The sequence below is a fragment of the Pseudoalteromonas sp. APC 3224 genome, assembly GCF_030407535.1.
Taxonomy (GTDB): domain Bacteria; phylum Pseudomonadota; class Gammaproteobacteria; order Enterobacterales; family Alteromonadaceae; genus Pseudoalteromonas.
Genome location: NZ_JASDDF010000051.1, coordinates 1 through 25,330 on the forward strand (window position 1 = coordinate 1; position 25,330 = coordinate 25,330).

General features: G+C 39.9%; 27 protein-coding genes. 7 read left to right on the top strand and 20 right to left on the bottom strand.

What is annotated here, in order from left to right; all coding sequences use genetic code 11:
• Positions 1-416: 416 nt before the first annotated feature.
• Positions 417-896 carry an RNA-binding protein gene (locus QL989_RS18080; RefSeq protein ID WP_138570964.1) on the top strand — a complete coding sequence of 160 codons (480 nt, stop codon included), beginning with the start codon at positions 417-419 and terminating at the stop codon, positions 894-896.
• On the opposite strand, the gene murI is transcribed toward QL989_RS18080, so the two are convergent.
• Positions 859-1,647 carry a glutamate racemase gene (gene murI, locus QL989_RS18085; protein WP_138596721.1) on the bottom strand — a complete coding sequence of 263 codons (789 nt, stop codon included), beginning with the start codon at positions 1,645-1,647 and terminating at the stop codon, positions 859-861. The two genes, QL989_RS18080 and murI, sit on opposite strands and share 38 nt — an antisense overlap.
• A gap of 66 nt (positions 1,648-1,713) precedes the next feature.
• Complete coding sequence (locus QL989_RS18090) at positions 1,714-2,838, bottom strand: DUF5610 domain-containing protein (protein WP_290171522.1); 1,125 nt, start codon at positions 2,836-2,838, stop codon at positions 1,714-1,716.
• A 164-nt stretch (positions 2,839-3,002) separates the two neighbouring features.
• On the opposite strand from QL989_RS18090, the gene trmA reads away from it, so the two are divergent.
• Complete coding sequence (trmA, locus tag QL989_RS18095; protein ID WP_198522045.1) at positions 3,003-4,100, top strand: tRNA (uridine(54)-C5)-methyltransferase TrmA; 1,098 nt, start codon at positions 3,003-3,005, stop codon at positions 4,098-4,100.
• A gap of 9 nt (positions 4,101-4,109) precedes the next feature.
• Here trmA and QL989_RS18100 read toward each other — a convergent pair whose 3' ends face one another.
• The 5 genes from QL989_RS18100 to ccoG all read right to left on the bottom strand — a co-directional run bounded on the left by QL989_RS18100 (position 4,110) and on the right by ccoG (position 8,426).
• Entirely contained in the window at positions 4,110-4,562 is a 453-nt protein-coding gene (locus QL989_RS18100) for a DUF523 domain-containing protein (RefSeq protein ID WP_109875875.1), read from the bottom strand.
• A 62-nt stretch (positions 4,563-4,624) separates the two neighbouring features.
• Positions 4,625-5,263, bottom strand: a complete 639-nt coding sequence (locus tag QL989_RS18105; RefSeq protein ID WP_290171525.1) for a thiol:disulfide interchange protein DsbA/DsbL — start codon at positions 5,261-5,263, stop codon at positions 4,625-4,627.
• 19 nt (positions 5,264-5,282) lie between these two features.
• On the bottom strand, positions 5,283-5,906 hold the full coding sequence (locus QL989_RS18110; protein ID WP_290171527.1) for a thiol:disulfide interchange protein DsbA/DsbL: 624 nt from the start codon (positions 5,904-5,906) through the stop codon (positions 5,283-5,285).
• Between the two features lie 36 nt (positions 5,907-5,942).
• Entirely contained in the window at positions 5,943-6,917 is a 975-nt protein-coding gene (locus QL989_RS18115; RefSeq protein ID WP_075169546.1) for a serine/threonine protein kinase, read from the bottom strand.
• Positions 6,918-6,995: 78 nt separating this feature from the next.
• The gene (gene ccoG / locus QL989_RS18120) at positions 6,996-8,426 is read right to left on the bottom strand and encodes a cytochrome c oxidase accessory protein CcoG (RefSeq protein ID WP_010393031.1); all 1,431 of its coding nucleotides are present in this window, start codon (positions 8,424-8,426) and stop codon (positions 6,996-6,998) included.
• Positions 8,427-8,709: 283 nt separating this feature from the next.
• Here ccoG and QL989_RS18125 point away from each other — a divergent pair, with 283 nt between their 5' ends.
• Positions 8,710-9,069 (top strand): hypothetical protein, encoded by a 360-nt coding sequence (locus QL989_RS18125; protein ID WP_010393028.1) that lies wholly within the window; start codon positions 8,710-8,712, stop codon positions 9,067-9,069.
• Positions 9,069-9,275 carry a hypothetical protein gene (locus QL989_RS18130; protein WP_010393026.1) on the top strand — a complete coding sequence of 69 codons (207 nt, stop codon included), beginning with the start codon at positions 9,069-9,071 and terminating at the stop codon, positions 9,273-9,275. The genes QL989_RS18125 and QL989_RS18130 overlap by 1 nt, the downstream gene beginning before the upstream one ends.
• A gap of 32 nt (positions 9,276-9,307) precedes the next feature.
• On the opposite strand, the gene QL989_RS18135 is transcribed toward QL989_RS18130, so the two are convergent.
• From QL989_RS18135 to gspC, 13 genes are all read right to left on the bottom strand, one after another.
• Positions 9,308-9,895 carry a UPF0149 family protein gene (locus QL989_RS18135; RefSeq protein ID WP_290171528.1) on the bottom strand — a complete coding sequence of 196 codons (588 nt, stop codon included), beginning with the start codon at positions 9,893-9,895 and terminating at the stop codon, positions 9,308-9,310.
• Between the two features lie 21 nt (positions 9,896-9,916).
• Positions 9,917-10,675: a type II secretion system protein N gene (locus QL989_RS18140; protein WP_290171529.1), complete on the bottom strand. Its 759-nt coding sequence runs from the start codon at positions 10,673-10,675 to the stop codon at positions 9,917-9,919.
• 3 nt (positions 10,676-10,678) lie between these two features.
• Positions 10,679-11,152: a type II secretion system protein M gene (locus QL989_RS18145; RefSeq protein WP_054202944.1), complete on the bottom strand. Its 474-nt coding sequence runs from the start codon at positions 11,150-11,152 to the stop codon at positions 10,679-10,681.
• Positions 11,149-12,357, bottom strand: a complete 1,209-nt coding sequence (gene gspL / locus QL989_RS18150) for a type II secretion system protein GspL (RefSeq protein ID WP_290171530.1) — start codon at positions 12,355-12,357, stop codon at positions 11,149-11,151. Before gspL ends, QL989_RS18145 begins: the two co-directional genes overlap by 4 nt.
• On the bottom strand, positions 12,354-13,340 hold the full coding sequence (gspK, locus tag QL989_RS18155) for a type II secretion system minor pseudopilin GspK (RefSeq protein ID WP_138570970.1): 987 nt from the start codon (positions 13,338-13,340) through the stop codon (positions 12,354-12,356). The genes gspL and gspK overlap by 4 nt, the downstream gene beginning before the upstream one ends.
• Complete coding sequence (gene gspJ / locus QL989_RS18160) at positions 13,340-14,005, bottom strand: type II secretion system minor pseudopilin GspJ (RefSeq protein ID WP_010393015.1); 666 nt, start codon at positions 14,003-14,005, stop codon at positions 13,340-13,342. The genes gspK and gspJ overlap by 1 nt, the downstream gene beginning before the upstream one ends.
• The gene (gene gspI, locus QL989_RS18165) at positions 14,006-14,380 is read right to left on the bottom strand and encodes a type II secretion system minor pseudopilin GspI (RefSeq protein WP_010393012.1); all 375 of its coding nucleotides are present in this window, start codon (positions 14,378-14,380) and stop codon (positions 14,006-14,008) included.
• Positions 14,380-14,967, bottom strand: a complete 588-nt coding sequence (gene gspH, locus QL989_RS18170) for a type II secretion system minor pseudopilin GspH (protein WP_290171532.1) — start codon at positions 14,965-14,967, stop codon at positions 14,380-14,382. Before gspH ends, gspI begins: the two co-directional genes overlap by 1 nt.
• A 49-nt stretch (positions 14,968-15,016) precedes the next feature.
• Positions 15,017-15,439: a type II secretion system major pseudopilin GspG gene (gene gspG, locus QL989_RS18175; RefSeq protein ID WP_178956690.1), complete on the bottom strand. Its 423-nt coding sequence runs from the start codon at positions 15,437-15,439 to the stop codon at positions 15,017-15,019.
• 68 nt (positions 15,440-15,507) lie between these two features.
• The gene (gene gspF, locus QL989_RS18180; RefSeq protein ID WP_010393005.1) at positions 15,508-16,743 is read right to left on the bottom strand and encodes a type II secretion system inner membrane protein GspF; all 1,236 of its coding nucleotides are present in this window, start codon (positions 16,741-16,743) and stop codon (positions 15,508-15,510) included.
• Between the two features lie 2 nt (positions 16,744-16,745).
• Positions 16,746-18,311: a type II secretion system ATPase GspE gene (gene gspE / locus QL989_RS18185; protein WP_232735523.1), complete on the bottom strand. Its 1,566-nt coding sequence runs from the start codon at positions 18,309-18,311 to the stop codon at positions 16,746-16,748.
• The gene (gspD, locus tag QL989_RS18190; RefSeq protein ID WP_290171534.1) at positions 18,304-20,367 is read right to left on the bottom strand and encodes a type II secretion system secretin GspD; all 2,064 of its coding nucleotides are present in this window, start codon (positions 20,365-20,367) and stop codon (positions 18,304-18,306) included. The genes gspE and gspD overlap by 8 nt, the downstream gene beginning before the upstream one ends.
• A 23-nt stretch (positions 20,368-20,390) precedes the next feature.
• On the bottom strand, positions 20,391-21,335 hold the full coding sequence (gene gspC / locus QL989_RS18195; protein WP_178956692.1) for a type II secretion system protein GspC: 945 nt from the start codon (positions 21,333-21,335) through the stop codon (positions 20,391-20,393).
• Between the two features lie 195 nt (positions 21,336-21,530).
• Between gspC and hslR the strand changes: the two genes are divergently transcribed.
• The 3 genes from hslR (at position 21,531) to QL989_RS18210 (ending at position 24,614) form a co-directional block, all read left to right on the top strand.
• Positions 21,531-21,953 carry a ribosome-associated heat shock protein Hsp15 gene (hslR, locus tag QL989_RS18200; RefSeq protein WP_138608173.1) on the top strand — a complete coding sequence of 141 codons (423 nt, stop codon included), beginning with the start codon at positions 21,531-21,533 and terminating at the stop codon, positions 21,951-21,953.
• A 12-nt stretch (positions 21,954-21,965) separates the two neighbouring features.
• Positions 21,966-22,811, top strand: coding sequence for an Hsp33 family molecular chaperone HslO (gene hslO, locus QL989_RS18205; protein ID WP_138608171.1), 846 nt, complete (start codon positions 21,966-21,968; stop codon positions 22,809-22,811).
• Positions 22,812-23,075: 264 nt separating this feature from the next.
• Entirely contained in the window at positions 23,076-24,614 is a 1,539-nt protein-coding gene (locus QL989_RS18210) for a phosphoenolpyruvate carboxykinase (protein WP_138608169.1), read from the top strand.
• Positions 24,615-25,330 lie beyond the last annotated feature (716 nt).

Below are 25,330 nucleotides of genomic sequence, written 5' to 3' on the forward strand. Positions count from 1 at the left end.
TTGCTTTATATTGTTAAAGAACGTTGCGACGTTGTCGCTAGGGATGCGTATAATACATCCTTTATTTTTCGAGTCAACACTTAATTTTAAACTTTCTTACGATGATTTAAACTCAAGTTTTATTTAACTCTCTGAGTAGTCGTGCCTCGCTATGCGTTGGCGTTCCCCGTCTCAGTGGGGTCGCATTATAGGGAGATCCGAAAACAGATCAACCTTTTTTTTAGATCTTTTTACTGTTTGCTCAACTTTCAAGCAAATACTATTGAAATGGTATGGAAAGAGCTTACTTTAGGTCGTTTTTTGCACTCTTATTAACTATTTACTATAAATTTCATTGCTATGTTCAATTAAGACGTTAAGATAGCAAGTTCACAATGTTAAATTAATGTTTATTTCCTGTTTATTGGTAGATCAAAATGAAATTACCCGATCAAAAATCTTTTATCTTTGCAGTTATTCTTGCTGTTGTTGGTTTTGTTATCGTTAAGTTTGCACTTGCAAGCCTAGCATTAGACCCTGCACTACTATTTGGTGCTGGTTTATTAATTGGTGGACTTGTCATTGCTGCAATGTCATCAGTAAATGCAGAAGAAGCCGAAGTAAAAACAAAAACACTTTATGTTGGCAATCTTCCTTATCGCGCAAATGAAGGCGTTGTACGTGCTTTGTTCGAAGAGCAAGGCAAGGTATTTAATGTTCGTTTATTGAAAGATAAGAATACTGGCAAGCGTCGCGGCTTTGGTTTTGTTGAAATGGCTCAAGCTGATGCGGATAACGCAATTGCTAAGTTAAATGATAGTGAGTTCCAACAACGTACTTTAAAAGTACGTGAAGCAAAACAAAAACAAGAAGATGATTCTAACTCTTACCGTTCAGAGTCGGATCAAACAGTGTAACTTGCTTAACGGCTAGTTTATCACTACATATATCAGCCGTTGCATAATACCGCAGCGGCTTTTTTATGCCTGCTTGATCATCGCTTAAATTCAGTAAAGATCTAACTCGCTTAGCAATAGCCGCACCAGAATCTAACAACTCTATATGTGCTTTAAAGTAATCACTAATTGGTTTAGCAAGAATAGGAAAGTGAGTACAGCCTAATACCAGCACATCGATATCTTTATTAATATTTAATCGGTTTAACTCAGCGTGCAGCTTTTCTATATCTAAGTATTGGGTAAAAAAGAATGTTTCTGCCAGGGTGACCAATTCAACACTACTATATAAGCTTGTAGTTATAAGTGAGGCATGCTCTTTAATCAGTGTATCCGTATATGAACTTGCTACTGTAGCAGGGGTTGCCAATAATCCAATATGCTTTGATTGTGTTATTTGTGCTGCGGGCTTAATCGCAGGTACAACCCCTACAATTGGAATATCTGTTATTTGACGTACCGCACTTAATGCAGATGTTGAGGCGGTATTGCAGGCTATAACAATTAAGTCGACATTGAGCGACTCATTTTTGATAAATTGGATTAGTCCACATAAGCGACTAATTATAGTCTGCTGCGACTGTGCACCATAAGGCAATAATGCATTATCCATGAAGTAACTATATTGAGCGTGAGGAATGCTTTGCTGAATATGCTCAAGTACTGTGGTTCCACCTATACCTGAATCAAATACCATGATGTGCGCTGACAAACTACCATTCCTACTCTTTACTTAGAACGGCAGTTTGCCATGAGGCTTTTATAAAAGAAAGTAGTTTTACTCAGCGTCTAGTTTTGCAGTAGCTGTGTTTAATCTATCTAAGTTTTCAAACATGGTGTTAGTGTAATCAACCAGTTTATCTATTTCTTGTTGATCTTGATTTAGCCATTGAATGATACCTGATAGCTGGCTTTCTAATCCTAGTGCTTGCGCTTTAGAGTAAGCCGATTTTAGATCATCATTAAAAGGCGCGACGGTTTCGGCAATGGCCTTTTCTGATGTTGGCTTAATTTGTTCATACTCTTTAATAGCTGCCACAGTTTTGCTTTGACGTAAGTCCATTGAAAATGCCACCAGCTGTTCATTTCCTAAGCTGAGTTCTTGGGCTTGTTCAAATGCTTTATCTAAGTCACCACTGAAAAAGGTTTTACTTACATCTTGTAACTCTGCCATTAAATCATTTATAGCTTGCTGTTCGTCTTCATTAAGCTCTCCATTTACTGACATAGAAAATGACAACTCACGAGACTCAGAAAATTGCGTACTAAATGCTTGTGAGCTTTCAGTTTGCTGATAGCGACTAGATGACTGGGATTGGTAAGCGTCTGCAAAACTAATACTCACCTCATCACCTTCTGCGGTGGTAAAAGTATAATCAGCGCTGTTACTAAGGTTCACATATTGCGATTGACTAACCGTTACGCTTGCTGGCTGAGGATTAAATAAGTTCTGCTCAAATTTATCAAGGCCATTAAAGATGCCCTCTTTTGATTTATCAATACCCTCTTCAAGCTCTTGATTAAATACGCCCATACCTTTTAATTCATCGACAGCTTCATCAACACCTGTTTGCACACCTTTACGTGCCTGGTTGAGTATATCTTGTAGCTTGTCATCATCGGCACCATTGGCTTTGGCTTTTTTTACTGAGCTGGTCACAAAGTCTAAAACATTTTTGACTACTTCATTAAAATCAAACAATGGTTTGTCTTTTTTCGCTTCAGCAACCGGCAAGCCTAATTCTTTTGCCATTTTGTCACCCAATACGGCAGCAGCCAATTCTTTTCCGCGTTGCTGATAGCTCGTTGGTGGAGAGTCTATTTTAGGCTGTGGCATTGCTTGTTTAGTATTGTATTTATTGGCATTGCTGTTTGGAACAAAACTAAAGTTACCTATTTTCATGAGAAGACTCCTATTTAGACATACTCTTATATCGGCCAAGTAAGCCTATACTGTAGTAAAATGCTTAAAAAAAGCTCACTATATTTGATCAAAACTAGACAAATACGCTTCGCTCCCTACAATAGCGCCGATAAACAGATCCCAACGATAAGGTTATACCGTTAATGGCAGTTATAAATATAGATACCACGCAGTACGATGCACAATTAAATGAAAAAGAGCAGCGTATTACAGAGCAGTTTCAACGTTTCGGTGTAAAACAGTTAGAAGTATTTAGCTCTGAGCCTATTAACTACCGTCAACGTGCAGAATTTAGAGTATGGCACGATGGTGACGATCTGTTTCACATTATGTTTGATCAACAAACGAAAGATAAAATACGTGTTGATACCTTTGACCCTGCAGCTCCTTTAGTAGGTGAAGTTATGCAGGTAATGATTGATAACTTAAAAGGCTGCGAAGTACTGCGTCGTAAATTATTCCAAATAGATTATTTATCGACCCTCAGCGGTGAAATTTTAGTGAGCTTGCTTTATCACAAGCCACTTGATGAAAACTGGTTAACTGAGATTAATGCCTTAAAGGAAAAGCTAAGTAGCCAGTACAAAATTGACTTTATTGGCCGTGCACGTAAGCAAAAAGAAAAATTAGGCGATGACTTTGTTACTGAGCGTTTAATGGTAAATGGCCAAGAGCTAATCTATCAACAGGTAGAAAATAGCTTTACTCAGCCTAATGCGAAGGTGAATATTAAAATGTTAGAGTGGGCACAAGAGCTATGTAAACCACTAAACAATGATTTACTAGAGCTGTATTGTGGTAACGGAAACTTTTCAATTGCACTTGCGGGCTCATTTAATAAAGTGCTGGCAACAGAAATATCAAAATCGTCTGTGCATTCAGCGCAATATAATATTGCTCAAAACAAAGTAACTAACTTAGATATTATTCGCATGTCGAGCGAAGAGTTTACTCAGGCAATGAAAGGCGAGCGTACTTTCTCTCGCTTAGATGGTATTGACCTTCGTAGTTACAACTGCCAAACCATTCTAGTCGACCCACCTCGTGCTGGCATGGATACCCTAACGTGTGATTTAGTGGCTAACTATGAGAATATTATTTATATATCATGTAACCCAGATACGTTAGAGCGTGATCTTGATCACTTATGCCAAACCCATGAGGTTAAGCGCTTTGCAATATTTGATCAGTTCCCTTACACACACCATATTGAATCTGGTGTATTTTTACAGAAAAAATAAAATCCAATACTATAATGCCAGCGCCTTGATAAGTGCTGGTATTTGCTCTTCACTAAATACTTTAACTTGATGCTTTACCAATAACTTAGCGGTCAGCCCCATGCCTTTTACTTTCACCCCACTATGGCTTCCATCATAAATTGTATTACGGCCACACGAAGGACTAGACTCTTTTAGTAAAGCAAAGCGAATATTATGCTTATTACAAAGGGCTAATGCTTTATTAGCGCCAGCTTCAAATGCACTTGTTACATCCTCGGCAGTATTTGTAATAACTCGATTTTGCTTTATCTCAGCGGGCGCTCTAGGCACGAGTAAGCCACCAGCAATCTCAGGACAAAATACGATTAATCTATTTTGCTTTTGCCACAAATTAAGTTGAGGGTGCAATATTGTTTGGCCTTTACCATCATAACGAACTGGCAAACCTAACAAACAACTTGAGATTAAAATTTTTTCCATAATGAATTTTCTTCTCCAAATAAAAAAGCTCCTTTCGGAGCTTTTTTATTTCACTAAACTAATTATTTATTTGCTAAGTAGTTAATAAGTGCGCTTACATCTTCTGGCGATGAAATACCTGACTCGCCACCTAAGTTAAGCTTATATTTACCATTAACAATAAATGTTGGAACGCCACGCAGTGCCCCTTTTCCTTTAAAGTAATCTTGGTCGCGCTTCATTTTAGAGCTCAGTGTACGTACCGAGAAGCTTTCAAATAATTTATCAAATTTGTCGCCATCTACACCTTGCGCTAAAAATACATCTTTTACATCTGCAAGCTCATTAAAACGAGCACGCTTTGCGTGAATGTGGTCAAACATCGCTGAAATAATTTTATCTTTTTGCGGTAGTACTTCAGCAGTAGCTAGTGCTTGGCTGATCATGGCTTGATGTTCTGGGTCACGAACGCCCACGAAATCCACATGGCTTTTCTTGAACTTTACGTTTTTGTCTAGCTTAGGTTTGATCTCAGCAAGCAGTGGCTCCATGTTATTACATGCAGGGCAGTAAAAAGAGAAAAACTCTTTTACTTCTGGCTTTCTGGTTGCACGATCAGAGACGACATCATAATGTACGCCCTCTTCGTAAGTGGCAGCAAAACTGGTTGCAGCTAAAGGGAGTAATACAGCAAGCAACCCTGCTTTAACTAATTTGATCATTATTATGGTGCTCCAAAAATTATAGTTTTAGTAAAAAGCTAATTAACTCATCAAGTTCTTGTTGGCTCTTGATTGTATTAATATTGATTTTATATTTGTCATTTACGATAAATGTAGGTACGCCAGTTAATGCGCCAAGCTCAGAATATTTATTCTGCTTATCTTGCATGGCACGTTCAGCTGCTATGATAGGCAAACTAGCAATATCGTTATCAAATGTGCTGTTATCAATTGCGTTAAGCTCTAATAACTTCTTAACGTCTTTAATTTCTGTTAATGGTGCACGCTGAATATGGATGCTTTTAAAAATTTGCGCTGTTACTGCTTCGGCTTGACCATGTTTTTTTGCAATTAAGTAAGCAAAGCTCAGGTTACTTTGCGCTTGTGGTGAAACGCCCCCTAAAAAGTTAACATGATTTTTTACAAACTCAGCCCCTTCAGGTAAGTTTTCTGCAATCCCTTTTGCTACCGGCTCAAACTTAAAACAGTGCGGGCAATAGAAAGAGAAGAATTCGGTTACGTTTGGCGTTTTACTCTTTTCAACGTCAATCACAGTATATTGATTACCTGCTTCAAAGTTGGCAGCTAGTGCTGCGAAAGGTAAACATAGGATCAGTAAACTTAGTTTTAATTTTTTAAACATGAATATCTCGTTATACTTCTTTTTTAAATAAAAATATTATGGCAATAATTTTAACGGGGCTTCTTGCAAAGCTGCAAGCTGTTCTTTAAGCGCTAAAATTTGTTGCTCCCAGTATTTGTCATCTGCAAACCATGAAAAGTTCCGTACAAAAGCTGGATCGCTCCAACGTTTTGCAACCCAACCCATGTAATGAATCATACGCATGGCGCGAAGCGGTTCGATCAGCTTCAGTTGTGAGTGATCAAAATCACAAAACTCTTCATACGCATTCACTAAAGTGTCTAACTGTAACAGCTGTGTTTGTCGATCGCCACTGAGCATCATCCATAAATCTTGAATTGCAGGTCCTTGGCGGCTATCGTCTAAATCAACAAACATCAGCGCATCCCCAGCCCATAAAATATTACCAGCATGGCAGTCTCCGTGTAAGCGAATACTGTCTACATTTTTATATTGCAGCTGCGCTTGGGCAATAACTAAATCTAAAATAGTGTAAAAGGAAGTCTCTAGTCCCATAGGGACTAAATTACTTTTTTGTAAATGAACTTTAGCTGTATGCAGGTATTCATCGCAGCTAACAGTTGGTCTTTGGGTAAAGGGCTGCGTTTTCGCTACTTGGTGCATGCGACCAATTAAACGCCCTAGTACGTCAAGCTGATCTAAATTATCGACTTCAAATAAACGCCCGCCTACACTTGGGAATAAAGTAAATAAATACCCTTGGTGTTCAAATAAGCTTTGCCCATTATGCTTTATTGGCGCAACGACCGGTACTTCTGCGGCTGCCAGTTCAAAAGCAAAATCATGTTCCTCTTGAATTTGTGCTTTGCTCCAGCGCTCAGGCCGATAAAACTTAACAACGTAACGTTTTCCACCCTCAGCTACAAATTGATACACTCGATTTTCGTAGCTATTTAGCGCTAGCAACCCTGACTCAGCGTAAATATCAACGCTTTCGATGGCATCCAAAATAAGATCTGGGGTTAAGTCAATAAAGCTAAATTTACTCATATACTTCTTATATAAAAGAAAAGCGGGAATATCCCGCTTTTTTGTTAATATCAGTGTTCGTCTTTTAATACAGACTCTTTATCGCGCTTTAAAAAAGTTACTTTGCTGCGATATTTGGTTATCGGGTTCGTTTATTGGCGACAGTACAAAGTTAAACTCGGTCATTGGCGCTTTTAAATCATAAGGGTCCATTACTAATGATAACGGCACATTATGCGATTCACCAGCGTTCACCGTAAAGGTGGTATCACCTATGTATTTATAGTTATCTAACCCTTTAACATCAATAGAGAATGTTTGCTCGTACTGTGCCTTATTAATCACTTTTAAGGTGTAGGTGTTTTCAACTAAGCCATTAAAGTCGACACGATACAACTGATTGCGATCACGGATAATATCAAAGTCCATAGGTTTACGCATAGCTATATTGGCTACCAACGCACCGGTAAGTAAGACTAAAATAATACTGTAACCAATCAGCTTAGGACGCAGCGGATGAGTTTTATTCTCTGGGGTTTCTAAGTTACGCTCAGTGGTATAAGAGATAAGCCCTCGAGGATAATTCATTTTGTCCATTACGCCGTCACAGGCGTCAATACACGCGCCACAGTTTATACACTCGTATTGCAGACCATTACGAATATCAATCCCAGTTGGGCAAACTTGCACACACAAGTTACAGTCAATACAATCACCTAACCCCAGCTCTTTTGGGTCTTGTTTACGCGAACGTGGCCCGCGGTTTTCACCACGCGCTTCATCGTAGCTTACAGTAAAGGTATCTTTATCAAACATTGCTGACTGAAAACGTGAGTATGGGCATATATGTAAACACATAATTTCGCGCATCCAACCCGCGTTACCATAAGTACAAATAGTAAATACAATAATACTAACTAAGGCATAACCGCCTACATTAAAGGTAACAAATTCAGGGAGTAGTTCGCGAATAGGCGTAAAGTAACCAACAAAGGTTAACGCGGTATATAGAGAAAATAGCACCCAACTAGTGTGCTTTGCGGTTTTTCGCCAGAATTTATCAAAATCCATTGGCCGCTGATCTAACTTTTTACGTTGATTAGCACTGCCCTCAAATTTTTCTTCAAACCAAATAAAAATAAAGGTCCATACTGTTTGCGGACAGGTATAGCCACACCATACTCGGCCATAAAAAGTAGTCACTAAAAATAGAGCAAACGCCGCAAGCATAAAAATAAATGCAAGAATAGTGAAGTCTTGTGGCCATAGGGTTAAACCAAAAATATTAAACTTTTGCTCCATTAGCTCAAACAAAACAGCTTGCTGGCCATTAAAGTTGATCCAAGGCAATAACATAAACGCTAGCATGCCTAAAAAGCCAATGCGTTGTCTTAGTAATTGATGAAGCCCAGTAACCGCACGTACATAAATACGATTGCGAGGATTAAATCTATCTTCTTGACGGCTCAGATCAGGTTTTTGGATCTTAACCTCTGTTGGTATGTTTTTTACTTTAATTTGCTTATCCATTGAAGTTCCTCAACGCCGCTAGGAAATAAAAATTCAGCAATCTTTTTGTACTTTTCGCCTAAGTGTAGCAACTTGCATGCTAAACATAATACGCTTTAAGTCGCACTTGTGTACTTTCAGATATTTCAGAAATATCTAACTACTGCCCCTTATTATACGCATATTAGCTAAAATTACTGACTAGATTGCTAATAATTTATTCAATTTGTGACTTGCTTTTAAGGTGTATTTTATTACACTTGCCGGCTACTAAAGTGTTGTTTGGATCAAGGTTTGTATATTTATGAAGAAATTTTTTATACTAGTGGTTGTGATCCTAGCATTTTTTACCGTTGATCATCCTTTGGTAAAAGAGCCGCGCGAACGGTTGCTCGGTGATGGTATCGGTTTGTTAAGCAGCTCAACTAAAGTAGATCGCTTTCCTGTAGCAACCATGACGAGAAATAAAGTGAATCAACAGTTAGCACTTTCTCGTTCTGAGCAAGACTATGTTGCTAAAACATTTACTACGGATGAATCAGTCAAGTTATTTGAACTACGCTATTGTCGCCAAGGTGATCTAAACCTCTATTTTTACGAAGAACGATTACTTACTGTATGTCGTATTATCAAAGAGTCATTAGCGCAAGCGAGAGTAAAGTAATGGATTTTTCTGGATTAAATAAAAAAGCAAGTAACTCATTTCATAAACATCGCACCATGCTTAAGCAATTGGCACAGGGTAAAACGTTAAAATGCGAACATTGTAATGGCGTATTAACCCTTAACTTAGCCACCAGCGAACCCGGTAAGGGAGTAATACAGTGCAAACAAGGTTGCACTGATATTGAATTAGAAATTGGCGGTTAGGTGTTAAGAATAACGATTGAGCGCTAGAAAACTTACTCTTCCCACCCTTCATCAGTATATAAACCACTGTTAAGCGCAACAATTTCGATAAGTTCAGCAAAACCTAACGCAAAGTCGCCCATTAGCTCGTACTGCTGCTCACATAAGTGCAATTCATCAATATTATTTTGTTGTGCAATTTGCACAATGACTGGTTTATCGAGTGCAAAAAAACTGAGCGTAGCCTGTGCGCTTTCAAGCGCTTGCTTGTATTGAATGTCTAGTTGCTCACTTGCTAATAACTTATGGGTATACGCTTGGCTTGCGGTTAAAAAACCCGCTGACCACTGCTGGCAAAAGTCATATTCAAACTCAGCGGGTAACTTATAACCCAGCTCAAATACTTGCTCACTCACTTGATGATGTAACGCCATAAATAAAAACAATATGTCTTCATCAAGGTCGTTTGCTGTATCAGGGAGAATGTTTTCTAACCATTGGTGAACTTCTAGCGGCTCAGGTGAACATATAACGCCAAATAAATAACCTTGGCTTTGGGTAAGGCTCATTGCGCCTGATTGGGTATTTAAAAACTCGCTGAGCAGCTTGGCATGCTGCTCAGTAAACTGAGGTATTTGCATTAAAACTCTTTATATAAAATATTAAAATTTAAGTGGGTAACGACCTTGGTTATCTGGTCTGCCTAAAAACTTCACCGCGTCATGAACTTCTTTGGGTAAAGTTAGATCAGGTTTAACATATCCCGCAACTTTAAAGTCAAAATTAGCCTTTAGTGTAGCATCTGCCTCAAGCCCTAATCTATTGTCTGGCTCGATGAGTATAGCAACATCGCCCGACTTACAACTTAATTTGCCACTGAGATCACCAATATTGAACCAACCAGTTAAACCTTGTACGTCAATATCAGGGCTGGCTATTTCACCTTGGAGTGATTGACAATATGGCGCTCCAGAAACGTATTCATCAAGCTCTAAGATTACACGTCCTTTAGCAGTAACTGGTAACGGTAAGTCAATTCGCTGCATTGCTCGCTCAACCGTTGAACGCACTACAGTATCAGTTATTTTAAGCTCATCATCTGCTAGTGAATAACTAATATCTGCATAGCCCGATATGTCACTGCGTTCGCGAGGATTACCAAAGCGTAAGTTAGTATTCACTTGAGCTTTAAATAACGCCCAGCCAGATATATCCCAGCGTACATTATTTAATTGCTCACCTTCAAAGCGCAGCTGCATAACTTGTCCCTGCCACAACGTGCCAGCAGTTTGTCCTATTTCTAGCTGCGGTGGAAAATACGGTTTAGCTAAATTTACAGCAACCGCAGCCGGTAATTTAATAACGCTAAAAACAATAAAGCTCATTAAAAAAACGATGGATAATATTATTATTTTTTTCATTAACTACTTCTCTAATACTAAACGGCTTACGCGTACATAACCGGATTTATCATCTTGGCTTAAATCTAGATTTTCTACGCTTAAACCATGCTGATTAACGAGCTCGTCAATCCATTGGATTAATAGATTAAACTCTACTGAGTCGAGCGTTAAACGAAGTGAGTTATCATTAGGCTGCATTTTACTAATATTAATGCTGTAACGGCCGCGCGTATTATTAACTATTTGGCTGAGATTTTGATTACTCACAGCTTGCGTTTTACCCGCGGCTTTGAGCTTAACAATACTCTCGTCTACCCAGGCTAACAATTCTTGCTGTTTTATTTGTGATTGCTGTGCCCGCTCTATCGCAGTATTTAAAGGCCTAAAAACCCCCATCACCAAAACAAAAATGATAAATACACCGCCTGCAACCATAATTAGTTGTTGCTCTTGCTCTTTTAATGAACGCCAATATTGCATGAACTGCTGCTTCATTGTGCACCTCGCAGTCTGATTTCGCCGACGATAAAATCGCCATCATTATTTAACGAGCCCTGCTCAACAGTAACCCCTTGCTGCTCGAGAATGGCTTTAACCTTACCAAAAGTTTGAAAGTCTTTACCACGCGCTCGAATGCGCAATTCATTACGGCGTTTGTCAAAGCGTAATGTTTGTGGCGTAAACTCATTCACTTGCGAAAACACGCTAACCAATTTACTGGTTAAATCTAAAAAGCCAGCATCGCTAACACCTTGTACTTTATTCAATGCACCCTGTATTTGATTTTTAATTAAATGAGGTCGCACCCGCGTGCCAGGAAAGGCTTTTTGATATCGCTCTACTACTTGCGATTTAGCTACTTCTAGCTGCGAATTAAGCTGATGCAATTCAACCGCTTTAATAGTCACACTTGATACCAAGGCAACCACACTAATAATGGCAGCACTTTTCCAGTAACCCCACCATAACGCAGTTTTCTTTTTAAGGGTGTAAGGTCCTTGACGCAAATTAAACTTAAGTTTATCAAGTTGTTTAGCAAATAATGCTAACGGTAACTCATAGTCACTTGTTTGCGGATATAAGTTAAGTGCTTCTGGAAACTGATCAGCGGGGCTGTAATGCTTGATATCAGGATTGCCTAATGCTACTAAATACTCTTTTAGCCAACTGCTTTCAACCGCGCTAATGTGCCAGTCACCTTGTTTAAAGAGCCACTGCTTATTAAGTTCGATGGCAGTAACACATGACTCTTCAGCGCTTGGCAATAGTAATGCATCCGGTACTATTTGATACGGAGTGAGTTGATGTTGTTCAAATACTTCTAACCAGTGCTCAAACCAATCACGGTTCGTTAGCGCAATCTTAATTGCATGCTGCTCATCAACCATAGTTGGCTCCCCAAGCGCGATATAAACGTCGTCTATATCACAGGCAAGATCTTCTTCGAGCATATAGGGCAATGCTTGCTCTAATTTACGGCTCCACTTTGTTGGCAGTGTCACCGTTTTTAATTGCACCTGGTCACATGGTAAAAGTACCACAAGTTCTCGGGTTAATGCTTTTTCAGTTAGTTCACTTAACTGATTGGCATTTTGTAGCTCGCCACTGGCTATTATTTCTTGTTCTTGTAGTGAGTATATTAACCAGTTAAGTAAATCTTGCTCGGTTTGACCCGTGCGGATCAACAGTATCTCTGTCACTGTACGCCTCCAAATTTTCGCGCCAGTATCGTTACCTCGCCATTGCTGGCATACAGTAATGTGGTCATCGAAAAACGCAAATCAACAAATTTTGCCTGCGTTTGTAATTTAAAATATTCACTTTTTAAACTAAAAAGTTTTTCTACTGCTTTGATATTTTTGCCGCCTTGTTGTTTAACAGACTCAAAAAACTCTTCAATATTATCAAAGCCATTTTCAGGTCGCGCTGCAATTACCGCTTGAGCACCCGAAACACTCAGTTCGTCTATTAGGCCACTGAACAATAAAGCTTGCTCTTCAGTGACCGTATTAACATTAATTGAAAGTAACGTACTGCCAGGGATCACACAGACAAAAGGCAGCACCTTTTCCATCACTAAAGGGTTAAACCCTTTAATTAAACGCAGTTCAGATACCGAAGCAAATAGGCTATTTGCTGTCATGTACGGAAACTGACGCGATAAATACTCGCCCTCTTCAGCTCCTGAGCGATACGTAATACTATTTTTATCTAACCAGTCAAAAACACTATCAGCCATACCTTCTTCAGACTCATCACTGGGTAAGTCTTCTATATTTTCTAATATGGCAAACAACGCTTTATGCGCAGGGTTCGTTTTATTAGTACTGTTTGGGTCAGGCTCAGCACCAAGCGCATTTAAGTTTAAACAAGCTTGTAAATCAGTTAACTGACCGCTTAACGTGCCGTTATCAACTGGATACTTAACATCACCTTGCTTTGCCCACGGCTGCGCTAAGGTGGTTTTTTCTGGATCGTCTTTTTTACTTTGAATTAAGCCTTTAATAGCTAATTCTTCAGCGCCATAAGCATACCATTTAGCCTGTTGCTGACTTTGCAAGTTAGTACTTCTTTGTACCTGTAACATTAAGTTCGCACTCATTTCTACGGCTAAAATAGCAGCCAGCGCGACAATAAATAACACAATAACTAACGCCGCGCCGCGTGATGTTTTTTGATTCATCAAGGCGTTCCTCGGCCATTTGGTTGCGATTGGTTAGTACCATCATTAACCGGTTTTGGTAGCTCTTTACCGAGTCCTGGCACTAAAAAAACGCGCCTAATTGGTTCTGCGTTCATTTGCTTTAACGTTACAGCTACCGCTTTAGGTAACGCCTTAATTTGCCAGTTTTCTTGCCACTCTGCGTTACCATCTAAAAACTCAAATTTAAGCTCTTCTACGTCAGCTAAAACAACTTGGCTACGAGGCTCCATATTATCAAGTTGATCAACATAAATGCGATATACTCGTTCTAAGTTGTCATCAATTACTCGATAACCAACAGCTTGCAGCTCTGAGCGAGGAAGCAAATTAATGGGATTCATCCAACCATCACGCACAAAGGCAATGCCATCAAGCTGGCTTTCTAAAATGTAGCGCCCTGCAAGTAAGTAACTCTCTTGAAAATCCCCTGCTTCATTACGCACTTGGCGTTTAGTCATTTGGCTAAAGTCTTGATCCATTAGCCTGAAGGCTGTTTGTAACCCATTTAGCTCAGCAATTTTTTCATCTGATGCTTCTTTGGCACGCGTGGTGGTATCAAGTATTTGGTGGGTGGCCATAATAACAAACGCCAACACCCCTAGTGCCACCATCACTTCTAATAATGTAAAACCGCGCTGCTTCACTTATGGCTTACCTTTATTTAAGTAAGTACTTAACTCATAAATTGAATTTTCATACTTATCATCTGTAAACACATTAATAGTGACCTTTACAAAGCTCTTATCAGCAGTGGGCACAACATCTTGGCGCCAAAACCATTCAATCCCCGCCATCATCTCAGTGCCGCGGGTACCATTTTTACCTTGCCATTTTTCGCCTTTCGTTCGTTGTTCTACCAATACATTCTCGGCTACCCATGAGCCATACGTTTGCTCTTCAATACTCGATAAGTGATGAATATGCTCACCAGTTGCTTGCATTGCAGCAATACCCGCCATAGCACAAATACTTAGCGCAACTAAGACTTCTAATAAGGTAAAACCTTGGTATTTTTTCATTATTGGGGCTCTCGACGAAAATCAACTGGCGCTGCAAATTTACCTTCAATAAAATATACCGGCTCCGCCTGATCTTTTAACTCAAGCATAAGCTGAAATGCACTTACATCAGCAGAGGATAAAAGAAGTACTTGAGGAACTTTTAATTTTTTAAGTTCTAATAAACTATCATCATTATCGCCACTCATTAACTCACGCCAGTTAGACTGCTCTAATAAGTTATCTTGTGCCCAAGGTAGGTCTTCTAGATTAAGTGTTACTTTAAATTGCTGGTCAAACTCAATTGGTTTAAATAACTCTTCCCGCTCAAAACTGGTCCACTTTTCGCCATCAAACACTAAAAACTCAAGCGTATTTTGATCAACTAATAAACCTAACTCTACCTGATTAAGTACGGCAAATTCCGATGCGGCATTAATGGTGGTATGCAGCCTACTTGCTTGCTTATCTAGCTCTTCCTCTGCGCCGCCATCTAAGCTGTATACCACCATTTTGGTGGCAAAGGCGATGATCACCAATACCACTAAAATCTCTATTAAACTAAAACCATATTGCTTTGCACCTAGGTGCTTAAGGTTTACCCGCATGGTAAACCCCTATTAACTAAGTTTAAGCGTATGATAAAGTTAATGCCCATTACTGCTTATCTTCATCCCAGTTACCAATATCATCATCGGTAGCCGGTTCGCCATCGGGTCCCATAGAAAAAATGTCAAACTTACCAATCTCTCCTGGACTAATTAGTTGGTAATTTTTACCCCACGGATCTTCTGGTAATTTGCTAATAAAACCACCATCTGGGAAGCGTTTTGGAATAGGCTCAATACTGGTTTTTGTGACTAATGCCTCTAAACCTTGCTCTGTACTTGGGTAGCTCTTATTTTTAAGCTTGTACAAACTCATAGCATCTTCTAACTGCTGAATATCTAAATGCGCTTTATCAATAGCCGCTTCTTCTTGCTGACCCATAATATTAGGTGCCACAATCGACATGATCATCCCTATGATAACCAGTACCACCATCACTTCTAATAAAGAAAAACCTGATTGTTTATTCACGTTATTACCTCGTTATTCTAAAAACACTAAACAAAAATGATTTAAATAAATCATTAATATAAAAATAATTAAAGGCCAACAGCCTTATTCATTGCCATAATAGGCTGCAGAATCGCCATTACTATAAACAGTACAATGACTGCCATAGAGGCAATCATTGCGGGTTCTAATAACTTTAATGACACATTGACCATACTTTCAAACTCGCGATCTTGATTGTTAGCGGCTCGCTCTAACATTTGTTCAAGTTCACCAGACTTTTCACCACTGGCTATCATATGCAGCATCATTGGTGGAAACAACTTAGTTTGCTGCAGTGAAGCACGTAGGCTTGCCCCTTCACTTACTCTTTCTGCGGCATCAGCCACAGCTTGTTTGATTTTTTCGTTAACTAATACCCCACCAGAAATACGCATTCCTTCTAGTAGCGGTACTGAACTTGACGATAAAATACTTAAAGTACGAGCAAAGCGCGCTGTGTTAATCCCTCTAGCAACTTTACCTATGCCTGGCATATGTAATACTTTTGCATCCCACCAAAACCGTACCTTAGGTTTTTTAAGCGCATACTTGATTCCAACCGCGGTAGCGGTGATCACCAGTAAACTTATAAACCAGTAATTTTGCACAAAATGACTACCCGCCATAACCCACTCGGTAGTCCAAGGTAAAACTTGTTTGGTTTTTTCGAACGTTTTTAATATTTTAGGTACTACGGTACCTAATAACACCGAAACAATACCAATAGCAAACACCACCAAAATAATCGGATACACCATAGCCTGCGTAATTTGACTGCGCATATGTTGGCGCTGCTCGGTATAATCAGCTAGCCTGTTGAGCACTTGATCTAAGTGACCTGACTTTTCACCTGCCGCCACCATAGCGCGGTATAAATCGTCAAATACATGCGGAAACTCACTCATCCCATCAGCCAGGGTATAACCTTCCACTACTTTAGAGCGCACCGACATTAACATACGTTTTAAGCGTGGTTTTTCACACTGCTCAGCAACCGCCATTACCGCCCCTTCTACAGGTAGGGCAGACTGAATTAAAGTTGCAAGCTGACGAGTGATCAAAGCGAGATCGGCTGTTGATATGGTTGGTTTAAATAAAGAACCGAGTAAAGGAGCTTTTTGACCTTTAACTTGTTTGTCATCTTGCGCAGCAGGCACAACCTCAAGTGGTGTAAGCTTTTGATCGCGCAGAAGCTGACGAACTTGCTTAGCTGTATCGGCTTCTAAAATACCTTTTTTTTCTTTTCCCCGGCCATCTAATGCGCGGTATTCAAACGCTGCCATAGTTAGCCTTCCTCACGCGTTACGCGCAGCACTTCTTCAAGCGTTGTTTTACCTGCAAGCACACGGCTGCAGCCATCTTGACGAATGCTTGGGCTGTGCTTACGAATGTATTTCTCTACGCTTTGCTCACCTTTACCGCTGTGGATCATTTCACGAATGGTTTCGTCGACGACTAATAACTCGTGAATACCAGTACGACCTCGGTAGCCATTAAAGTTACACTCTTCACATCCTACCGCGCGGTAAATCGTCGGAGCATTGTCAAACGGTACGCCGAGTAATTCACATTCACGCTCATCTGCAACGTGACCTTCTTTACAGCTATTACATAAAGTACGTACCAAGCGCTGGGATAATACCCCTAGTAATGAAGACGATAATAAAAACGGCTCAACGCCCATATCTTCCATACGAGTGATTGCGCCTGAGGCGGTATTAGTATGTAACGTAGACATAACTAAGTGGCCAGTAAGTGATGCTTGTACACCAATTTGGGCTGTTTCTAAATCTCGTATTTCACCGACCATAACTACATCAGGATCTTGACGTAAAATAGCGCGCAGACCACGGGCAAAAGTCATATCAACCTTGGTATTAACCTGTGTTTGGCCAATGCCAGGAATTTCGTACTCGATTGGATCTTCAACCGTTAAAATATTGCGATCCCGCGAGTTAATTTGGCTCATACCTGCATATAGGGTGGTACTTTTACCAGAGCCTGTAGGGCCTGTTACTAAAATTATACCGTGAGGCTTGCTAATTAAGTCGGCAAACAGCTCTCGGTTTCGAGCTGTCATACCTAAGTCTTCTAGGTTTAAACGTGCATTGTTTTTATCAAGCAAACGCAGTACCACTCGCTCACCAAAGCTCGATGGCATAGTCGACACACGCACATCTACAGCGCGCCCAGCGATACGTAAACTAATACGGCCATCTTGCGGTATGCGTTTTTCTGCAATATCGAGTTTGGCCATTACTTTAATACGCGATACCAACAAAGAGGCTAGTTTACGATTAGGCTTTAGAACTTCTTTGAGTACGCCATCCACCCGAAAACGAATAACCAGCTCTTGCTCAAACGTTTCAATGTGGATATCAGAGGCGCCTTCTTTAATTGCCTCACTGAGCATGGCATTAATCAGCTTTATAATAGGTGCATCGTCGTCACCGGCAAGCAAGTCTTCTGTTTGAGGGAGCTCATCAGCTAGTGAGAATAAATCAACCTCATTACCAATATCTTCCATCATTTGCTGAGTTTCTGAGCTATCACGTTGATACGATGCTTCTAGTAATAGCTCAAACTTATCATCTTCTAGTTGTTCAAGTGTAAAGCCATGTCCTGCAATACGACGCACTTCTAATAATACATCAACATCAAGCTCACCACGGTAATACACAATTTGGTTATCTTTATGCTTACTGAGTAACGCGCCAACACGTCTGGCATAAGAAAACGGCAAACGTTTTGCAGGCAGTTCAATTAAGTCATCTTGAGCAAGCTGTTCATCATTACTATGAGTAATTGGATGAACAACATCTTGATTAATATCTTCTATCGCATTAGTCATCATTACGCTCTTGTGCATTTTGTTTGCGTAAATGCTCTTCATACGTTGGTGGTAACAACAATTCGTCATTCCACTCAGGTAAAATAGGTGTGTCTGACATTGGCATTAAATTAATACCATCTTCACGTTTTTTAAATTGTTCACCGCGAATAAAGTTATATTTATTAAAGCTAAGTTTATTCATACTAACGCCATCGCGAATAATGGTCGGTCTTATAAATACAATAAGATTACGCTTACGCTTTGTTGTATTAGTTGACTTAAATAAGTGCCCTAAAATAGGGATGTCGCCTAGTAATGGCACTTTTGACACGCTTTCTTGTACATCTTCATCTATCAAGCCGCCTAGTACCACCATGCCGCCATCATCGGCCATCACGGTTGTTTTAATTGCGCGCTTATTGACTGAAATATCAACTGCTGTTGCACCACTAACACTGGAAACTTCTTGTTCTATAGTCAACTGTACCGCTGAACCATCATTAATTTGCGGTGTCACTTTAAGCTTTATACCCACTTCTTGGCGCTCAACCGTCTGGAATGGGTTCGTATTATTACTACCTGTTTGCGAGCCAGTAATAATTGGCACTTCTTGGCCAACTAAAATAGACGCTTCTTCGTTATCCATAGTGGTAATAGAGGGAGTCGCTAGAATATTAGAATTAGTATCGGTTGAAACCGCTTGTACGATTGCGCCCCAATCGTTTTTAATCACTCCCATGGCTAAACCATTAATACCACCAAGTAATGATGCAAGCGGGCCGTAGTCGCCTTCAGTTGTTTCATCATATTCGGTAACAGTACCTGACTCAGTACCAATAATACTTTTAGTTATTGTTTTATCACGAGCTTGCTCAGCAGCTACAGCTAAGGCACCGACAGGCACAGTGGTACCATTATTAAATTGCAGCATGCCGCCTTCTTCTGAAATCCATTGCAGGCCAAAGTTAACGCCATCGCCTTCCATTACTTCAATAATAATGGCTTCCACGAGTACTTGCGCGCGGCGAATATCTAAGCGCTCTATCACCGATTCTAGTGAACGCATCGTATCTGGCTGAGCGGTAATAACTAATGAATTAGAATCTGGATGAGCTTCAATGCTAGTGTCGTTCTTATTACTACTGCGAGTTTTGGTTGCCCCACCTTTTGAGTCCTCTGCCAGCGATTTGCTCACACCTTGGAGTACTTTTACTAAATCTTCGGCCTTTGCGTAATTGAGGTAAAACACTTTGGTATTACCTTGGCTTTCCAGTTCACCATCTAAACGTTTAATGAGCTCAATGGCACGTGTTCGTGCTTGGCCTTCACCACTGACAATCACACTATTAGTACGACCATCAGCTACGACTTTAGGAATTAAAAACTCAGGTACGCTACCCTTACCACTATCTTTATAGATATTTTCAACTACTGAGACAACATCATCAGCCGTTGCAAACTTGAGCTTAACGATATCGACTCGCTTATCACCCGCTTGATCAACAGAGCGAATAATTTCTACTAAGCGGTTAACCGAGGCTGCATGACCAGTTAGCATCATTACGTTGGCCGCGTTAAAGTTAGCAACGTGACCACCGTCTTTTTGATCGCTAAATTGGCGAACTAAAGGGCCTAACTCTTGTACGCTTACATTTTTAACTCGCACAACCCGTGTAATCATCATATCGCCAAGCGCTTGGCTATCAGCAGTAATTAATGGCACGTTTGATTTTTTAGCATCTGAGCTTTTTTCTATTTTTATTATGTTGTTGTCCATTTCAACGGCTGAATAACCGTAAACTTCTAAAACATTTAAAAAGAACTGATAGTAAAGCGCCTCATCCATTAATTCATAACTACGTACATTTACTTTGCCACGCACGTTAGGATCAATAATGATGGTTTTATTAAGGTTTTTGCCAACAATATTAATAAACTCATTAATATCTGTGCCCTTAAAGTTAGCAGCATATTCAACAGCAGCAACCGACATAGAAAGACTTGCCGCTAAAAAAAGTGCTGCATACTTAGCTAACCCTTTTTTAATTTTTTTGAGGTGTAGCACCTGAACCATTATGTTAAAACTCCAAAGCTAAGTTATTGCAGACTAAATAGTACATCTATTTGCTCACCATCACGCTCTATTGTGATAGTTGCATCTGTACTGTTTCGCAGCTCATTCATTGCTGCCATTGCCTGTTTTAAATCTGTTAATTGATAACCGTTAATTGCCACGGCTAAATCGTTATTTTGTAATCCCATTTGTTTAAATAGTTCGGGCTCTTTACCTGGACTCAAACGATAACCTATAAGTTCCCCATCATTCATCGCTTGAGAAACACGTATATAATCAAATAGCTTACCAGGTTCTTCTAAAAGCTCTTCGCGAGTTTCTATTAATGCTTCTTTCACCTCAAGGTTGGCAGTGGCATCAATTTGTTCATCGCTTTGTGCTGAAGGCGCTAAAGGTCCCATTTCAGACTCATCTCGTGCAGCGAGTACTGGCATTGATACTGTTTTAGTAAAGTCGAGTCCATCAAGCATTAAGGTTTCAAAGCGGCCACTTACATCTAAAATCACACGATCTGGGAGTATTTGCGATACTTTTGCACGTGTACCTTGCACCACATCCTCCACTAAATAACTCGTCTGGCGACCTTGTGACTCAATAATAGCCATTCCCGCCTTATCATCATTACTCACAGCAACAATACCGGTTAAGTTAATACTAAGACGCGTTTCAGGGGCATTATTGATAACTTTAGTTTGCGAAGCAGTATTGGTATTTTTTGTTACATTTACTTTACCAAATAAAAATTGCTCAATGATCGAATCTATAGACTGGTTATTACCGCCCATTGCTTGGCTAGAGTGGCTAATAGGAACAAGGGGCGATGTTATTGGCTGCGGCCATAATAACCACATCAATTTTGATAATAAAAATGCAATATAAACAACAACTAAAACCATAACCATTGCACTTAATCTCGCGTGCGGTAAACGGCTTAATAAATGTTTAAATTGTTGAACGTGCTGTTCCATAGGTAGTATTCTTATTTTAATTTATAACGAAATCACTCAGCCATAGTACCTTTTCATTTTTCATTCAACAAGCACGCTAATATTAAACTTTGTAAACAGATTGATTTATTTATCGTATCAGCTATCAAGCAATAGCTACATGCGGTAACGGTTTCGTGATAATTTACCTAGTAGTAAATTTACTAGGGATGTTTTATGACAAAGAAAACTAAACTCAATGACAGCTCAGAAAGCGCTGACGCACTTAAAGTGAGGTTGGACAAATGGTTATGGGCGGCTCGATTTTATAAAACGCGTGCAATAGCACGAGAAATGGTACAAGGCGGCAAAGTACATTATAATGGCCAGCGCAGTAAGGCTAGTAAAATTGTAGAAATTGGCGCAATTATAAAGCTAGCCCAAGGCGTTGACGAAAAAACTATCACAGTATTAAATATACTTGAAAAGCGCCAAAGCGCCCCCATTGCACAGTCCATGTATCAAGAATCTGATGCTAGTATTGCTAAGCGTGAAGAAAATAGTATTGCACGCAAAAATAACAGTTTCTTTGCCCCACATCCGGATAAAAAACCAGATAAGAAGCAAAGACGCGAACTTTTAAAAATGAAATCAAGTTAGGTATAGCCGCTCATGCAACAAGATTTACTTCACCGCTATTTATTTGACAACCTCGATGTTCGTGGCGAACTCGTACAAATAGACAACGCTTACAATGAAATGATTGCGAAACACAATTATCCAGAGCCCGTTAAAGCATTATTAGGTGAGCTGCTTGTTGCAACCTGTTTATTAACAGCAACGTTAAAGTTTGAAGGCGAAATTGCGGTTCAACTACAAGGTGATGGACCCGTAAAATATGCGGTGATCAATGGTGATGATCAACAAAATATGCGTGGCATTGCGCGATTACAACGTGAAGTAACTGGCTCAACGGTAAAAGAGCTCATTGGCCAAGGCTACATGGTTATCACGATTACTCCAACTCAAGGTGAGCGTTACCAAGGTATAGTACCTTTAGAGCATGATACATTAAGTGAATGTATAGAAAGCTATTTTGAGCAGTCTGAGCAATTAAAAACACGCCTTTGGTTTGCAACCGATACTAAAGAGGGCAGCGCCAAGGCATGTGGGCTATTCTTACAAGTACTACCTGTAGATAAGCAAAAATCGATTGAAGATTTTACTCACTTAGAAGCACTCAGTAATACTATTAAAGATGAAGAACTACTAGAGCTTGATGCCAGTACTATTTTAACGCGACTTTATCATGAAGATAACCCACGCGTATTTGACCCTCAACCAATTCAATTTAAATGTGGTTGTAATCGCGAAAAAACGATGACTGCTTTAGTTAATGTTGGTCAACAAGCGCTTATGGATGATGTCGAAAAAAATGGTGAGATTAAAATGAGCTGCCATTACTGTTTAAAAGATTATGTGTTTAACGAACAAGATATAAAAAATATATTTAACTAATCTAGATTTTTTAAAGCACACTATAAAATAGCCATAATTTTTTATGGCTTTTTTATGTCCAAAAAATGACACCGGTATCACAAGCTGAGCATTTTTCATGACACCGGTATCATTGAAATTATTCATGTTTTTCCCTTAATTTATATGCTTTTACGGCGTTTATAAGCTCGAATATCCTTAATCCATCTGTTACTATATTTGCAGCTTAAAGGTTACTAAGACCCAGAGCTATCCCGTTCAATCTCACACAATTTAGGTATAAACATGACTTCAAGCGCTACCCGTTTTGTCGATCTAACTGCAGCTGAACTTGTCGAACACGCTATCAGCCGTGGCGAAGGGACTTTAGCCGCCAATGGTGCTTTTGTAGCTAACACTGGTCGTCGTACCGGTCGTTCTCCAAAAGATCGTTTTATTGTTCAAGAATCAAGTACTGAAAATGAAATCCAATGGGGCAATGTAAACCGCCCATTCGATGCAGATAAGTTTGACGCCTTATGGGCACGTGTAGAAGCACATGTGCAAAGTAATGACCACTTTATCTCTCACCTTGAAGTAGGCGCTGATCCAGAGCACTACCTTCCAGTGGTTGTAACAACAGAAACTGCTTGGCACCATATCTTCGCTAAAAACATGTTCATCGAACCACAGTCATACAACAAAGCCGACTTTCCTCAGTGGCAAGTAATGAACGTACCTTCGTTTGTATGTGATCCAGAGCGCGATGGTACCAATAGCGATGGCACAGTTATTATTAACTTTGCACAACGTAAAGTGTTACTTGCTGGCATGCGCTACGCGGGTGAAATGAAAAAATCGATGTTCTCTGTGCAAAACTTCCTACTACCAGCGAAAGGTGTATTACCAATGCATTGTTCTGCTAACGTAGGTGAAGCAGGTGATACCGCATTATTCTTTGGTCTATCAGGTACAGGTAAAACAACATTATCAGCAGATCCAACTCGCTTCTTAATCGGTGACGATGAGCACGGCTGGGCACCAGGTAGTGTATTTAATATCGAAGGTGGTTGTTATGCTAAATGTATCGACCTTTCTCAGAAAAACGAACCTGTTATCTGGGACGCTATTCGATTCGGTACAATTTTAGAGAATGTGGTACTTGATGAAAACCGTGTTCCTGATTTCAACGATACCAGCCTAACTCAAAATAGCCGTGCAGCTTACCCACTAGAGCATGTTGAAAAACGTAAAGTTGAAAACCGCGCAGGTGAGCCTAAGGCTGTTGTTTTCCTAACATGCGATGTGAGTGGTGTACTACCGCCGGTATCTGTACTAACCGAAGAAGCTGCAGCATTTCACTTCCTAAGTGGCTACACAGCAAAAGTAGGCTCTACAGAAATTGGTTCTACTAGCGATATTGAATCAACATTCTCAACCTGTTTTGGTGCACCTTTCTTCCCACGTCCTGCAGGTGTATACGCAGAGCTTCTAATGAAGCGTGTACGTGAATTCGGCGCTAAAGTTTACCTAGTTAACACTGGATGGACAGGTGGCCCTTACGGTATTGGTAAGCGTTTTGATATTCCAACAACACGAGCTGTTGTGGATGCAATCGTATCTGGAAAATTAGCCGGTGTAGAAACCCAACACATTGACGTGCTAAACCTAGACGTACCAGTTGCAGTGCCGGGCGTAGATAGCAAGCTTCTTAACCCAATCAATACCTGGGAAGACAAAGCTAAATACGCAGAGTATGCGGCTAAGCTAGCATCTGATTTCACAGAAAATTTTGCTAAATACGACGTATCTGACGAAATTAAAAACGCAGGCCCTAAAGTTTAATAATCACCTTTAGCCTGATAATTAAAACGCCAACCTTGAGTTGGCGTTTTTGATCCTACCTATTTTAATCTAGCGACGTAGTTTCTTTGCTAATTGCTGATGAGTTACCCAATGTCTAAAGACGTTTTCTCTTGTGCCTCTGTACATTTAATAATGAAGACACAACGAGAGTCTATTAAACTTTAAAATAGCAGTTACTGGTTTGTATAAACACTATATTCCATTTCGTGTATCTAAAATTAAACGCCATATAACTATGTTGAGTAGTGCAACTGTGCGTTGTCATAAGCAATGAAACAATGCTGTAGGGTAAATTTTACCAATACCCACTCTTTGCTCTGATAGAACACTTCGACCAATATAAGCCATACTGTTAAATTCCTGATACATAAAAAAGCGTCGGTCTATCGACTCGAGCTTGTTATATTTGGAGTCGGGGACTACTTCGTCGCGACAGCGCAGTAGAATGTATTAGTGCCCACAGCGATGGAGAGAGCCACATAACAAATGCTACGCTCTCATCCTCTGTCGTGTTCTTTTATCCGTGGGTTTCGAGATATTCAACCCACGCTACGATGGTCAGGTTAACGCTGCGCAACTGATAGCTGACGGCTGATAGCTAATACTTTCACTTTTCTACAGACGTAAAAAAGCCCGACTCTTTCGAATCGGGCTTTCTCTTATTTGGAGCCTGGTAATGACCTACTTTCACATAA

Bases quoted from the DNA above. Each gene is read 5' to 3' on its own strand.
- gspC (WP_178956692.1), bottom strand. From the start codon at position 21,335: ATGGAACAGCACGTTCAACAATTTAAACATTTATTAAGCCGTTTACCG.
- QL989_RS18100 (WP_109875875.1), bottom strand. From the start codon at position 4,562: ATGGAAAAAATTTTAATCTCAAGTTGTTTGTTAGGTTTGCCAGTTCGT.
- QL989_RS18145 (WP_054202944.1), bottom strand. From the start codon at position 11,152: ATGAAGCAGCAGTTCATGCAATATTGGCGTTCATTAAAAGAGCAAGAG.
- QL989_RS18110 (WP_290171527.1), bottom strand. From the start codon at position 5,906: ATGTTTAAAAAATTAAAACTAAGTTTACTGATCCTATGTTTACCTTTC.
- gspD (WP_290171534.1), bottom strand. From the start codon at position 20,367: ATGGTTCAGGTGCTACACCTCAAAAAAATTAAAAAAGGGTTAGCTAAG.
- QL989_RS18135 (WP_290171528.1), bottom strand. From the start codon at position 9,895: ATGCAAATACCTCAGTTTACTGAGCAGCATGCCAAGCTGCTCAGCGAG.
- QL989_RS18115 (WP_075169546.1), bottom strand. From the start codon at position 6,917: ATGAGTAAATTTAGCTTTATTGACTTAACCCCAGATCTTATTTTGGAT.
- gspH (WP_290171532.1), bottom strand. From the start codon at position 14,967: ATGCGGGTAAACCTTAAGCACCTAGGTGCAAAGCAATATGGTTTTAGT.
- trmA (WP_198522045.1), top strand. From the start codon at position 3,003: ATGGCAGTTATAAATATAGATACCACGCAGTACGATGCACAATTAAAT.
- gspK (WP_138570970.1), bottom strand. From the start codon at position 13,340: ATGAATCAAAAAACATCACGCGGCGCGGCGTTAGTTATTGTGTTATTT.
- QL989_RS18130 (WP_010393026.1), top strand. From the start codon at position 9,069: ATGGATTTTTCTGGATTAAATAAAAAAGCAAGTAACTCATTTCATAAA.
- QL989_RS18105 (WP_290171525.1), bottom strand. From the start codon at position 5,263: ATGATCAAATTAGTTAAAGCAGGGTTGCTTGCTGTATTACTCCCTTTA.
- ccoG (WP_010393031.1), bottom strand. From the start codon at position 8,426: ATGGATAAGCAAATTAAAGTAAAAAACATACCAACAGAGGTTAAGATC.
- QL989_RS18210 (WP_138608169.1), top strand. From the start codon at position 23,076: ATGACTTCAAGCGCTACCCGTTTTGTCGATCTAACTGCAGCTGAACTT.
- gspE (WP_232735523.1), bottom strand. From the start codon at position 18,311: ATGACTAATGCGATAGAAGATATTAATCAAGATGTTGTTCATCCAATT.
- gspF (WP_010393005.1), bottom strand. From the start codon at position 16,743: ATGGCAGCGTTTGAATACCGCGCATTAGATGGCCGGGGAAAAGAAAAA.
- gspI (WP_010393012.1), bottom strand. From the start codon at position 14,380: ATGAAAAAATACCAAGGTTTTACCTTATTAGAAGTCTTAGTTGCGCTA.
- QL989_RS18125 (WP_010393028.1), top strand. From the start codon at position 8,710: ATGAAGAAATTTTTTATACTAGTGGTTGTGATCCTAGCATTTTTTACC.
- QL989_RS18080 (WP_138570964.1), top strand. From the start codon at position 417: ATGAAATTACCCGATCAAAAATCTTTTATCTTTGCAGTTATTCTTGCT.
- hslR (WP_138608173.1), top strand. From the start codon at position 21,531: ATGACAAAGAAAACTAAACTCAATGACAGCTCAGAAAGCGCTGACGCA.
- QL989_RS18090 (WP_290171522.1), bottom strand. From the start codon at position 2,838: ATGAAAATAGGTAACTTTAGTTTTGTTCCAAACAGCAATGCCAATAAA.
- hslO (WP_138608171.1), top strand. From the start codon at position 21,966: ATGCAACAAGATTTACTTCACCGCTATTTATTTGACAACCTCGATGTT.
- QL989_RS18140 (WP_290171529.1), bottom strand. From the start codon at position 10,675: ATGAAAAAAATAATAATATTATCCATCGTTTTTTTAATGAGCTTTATT.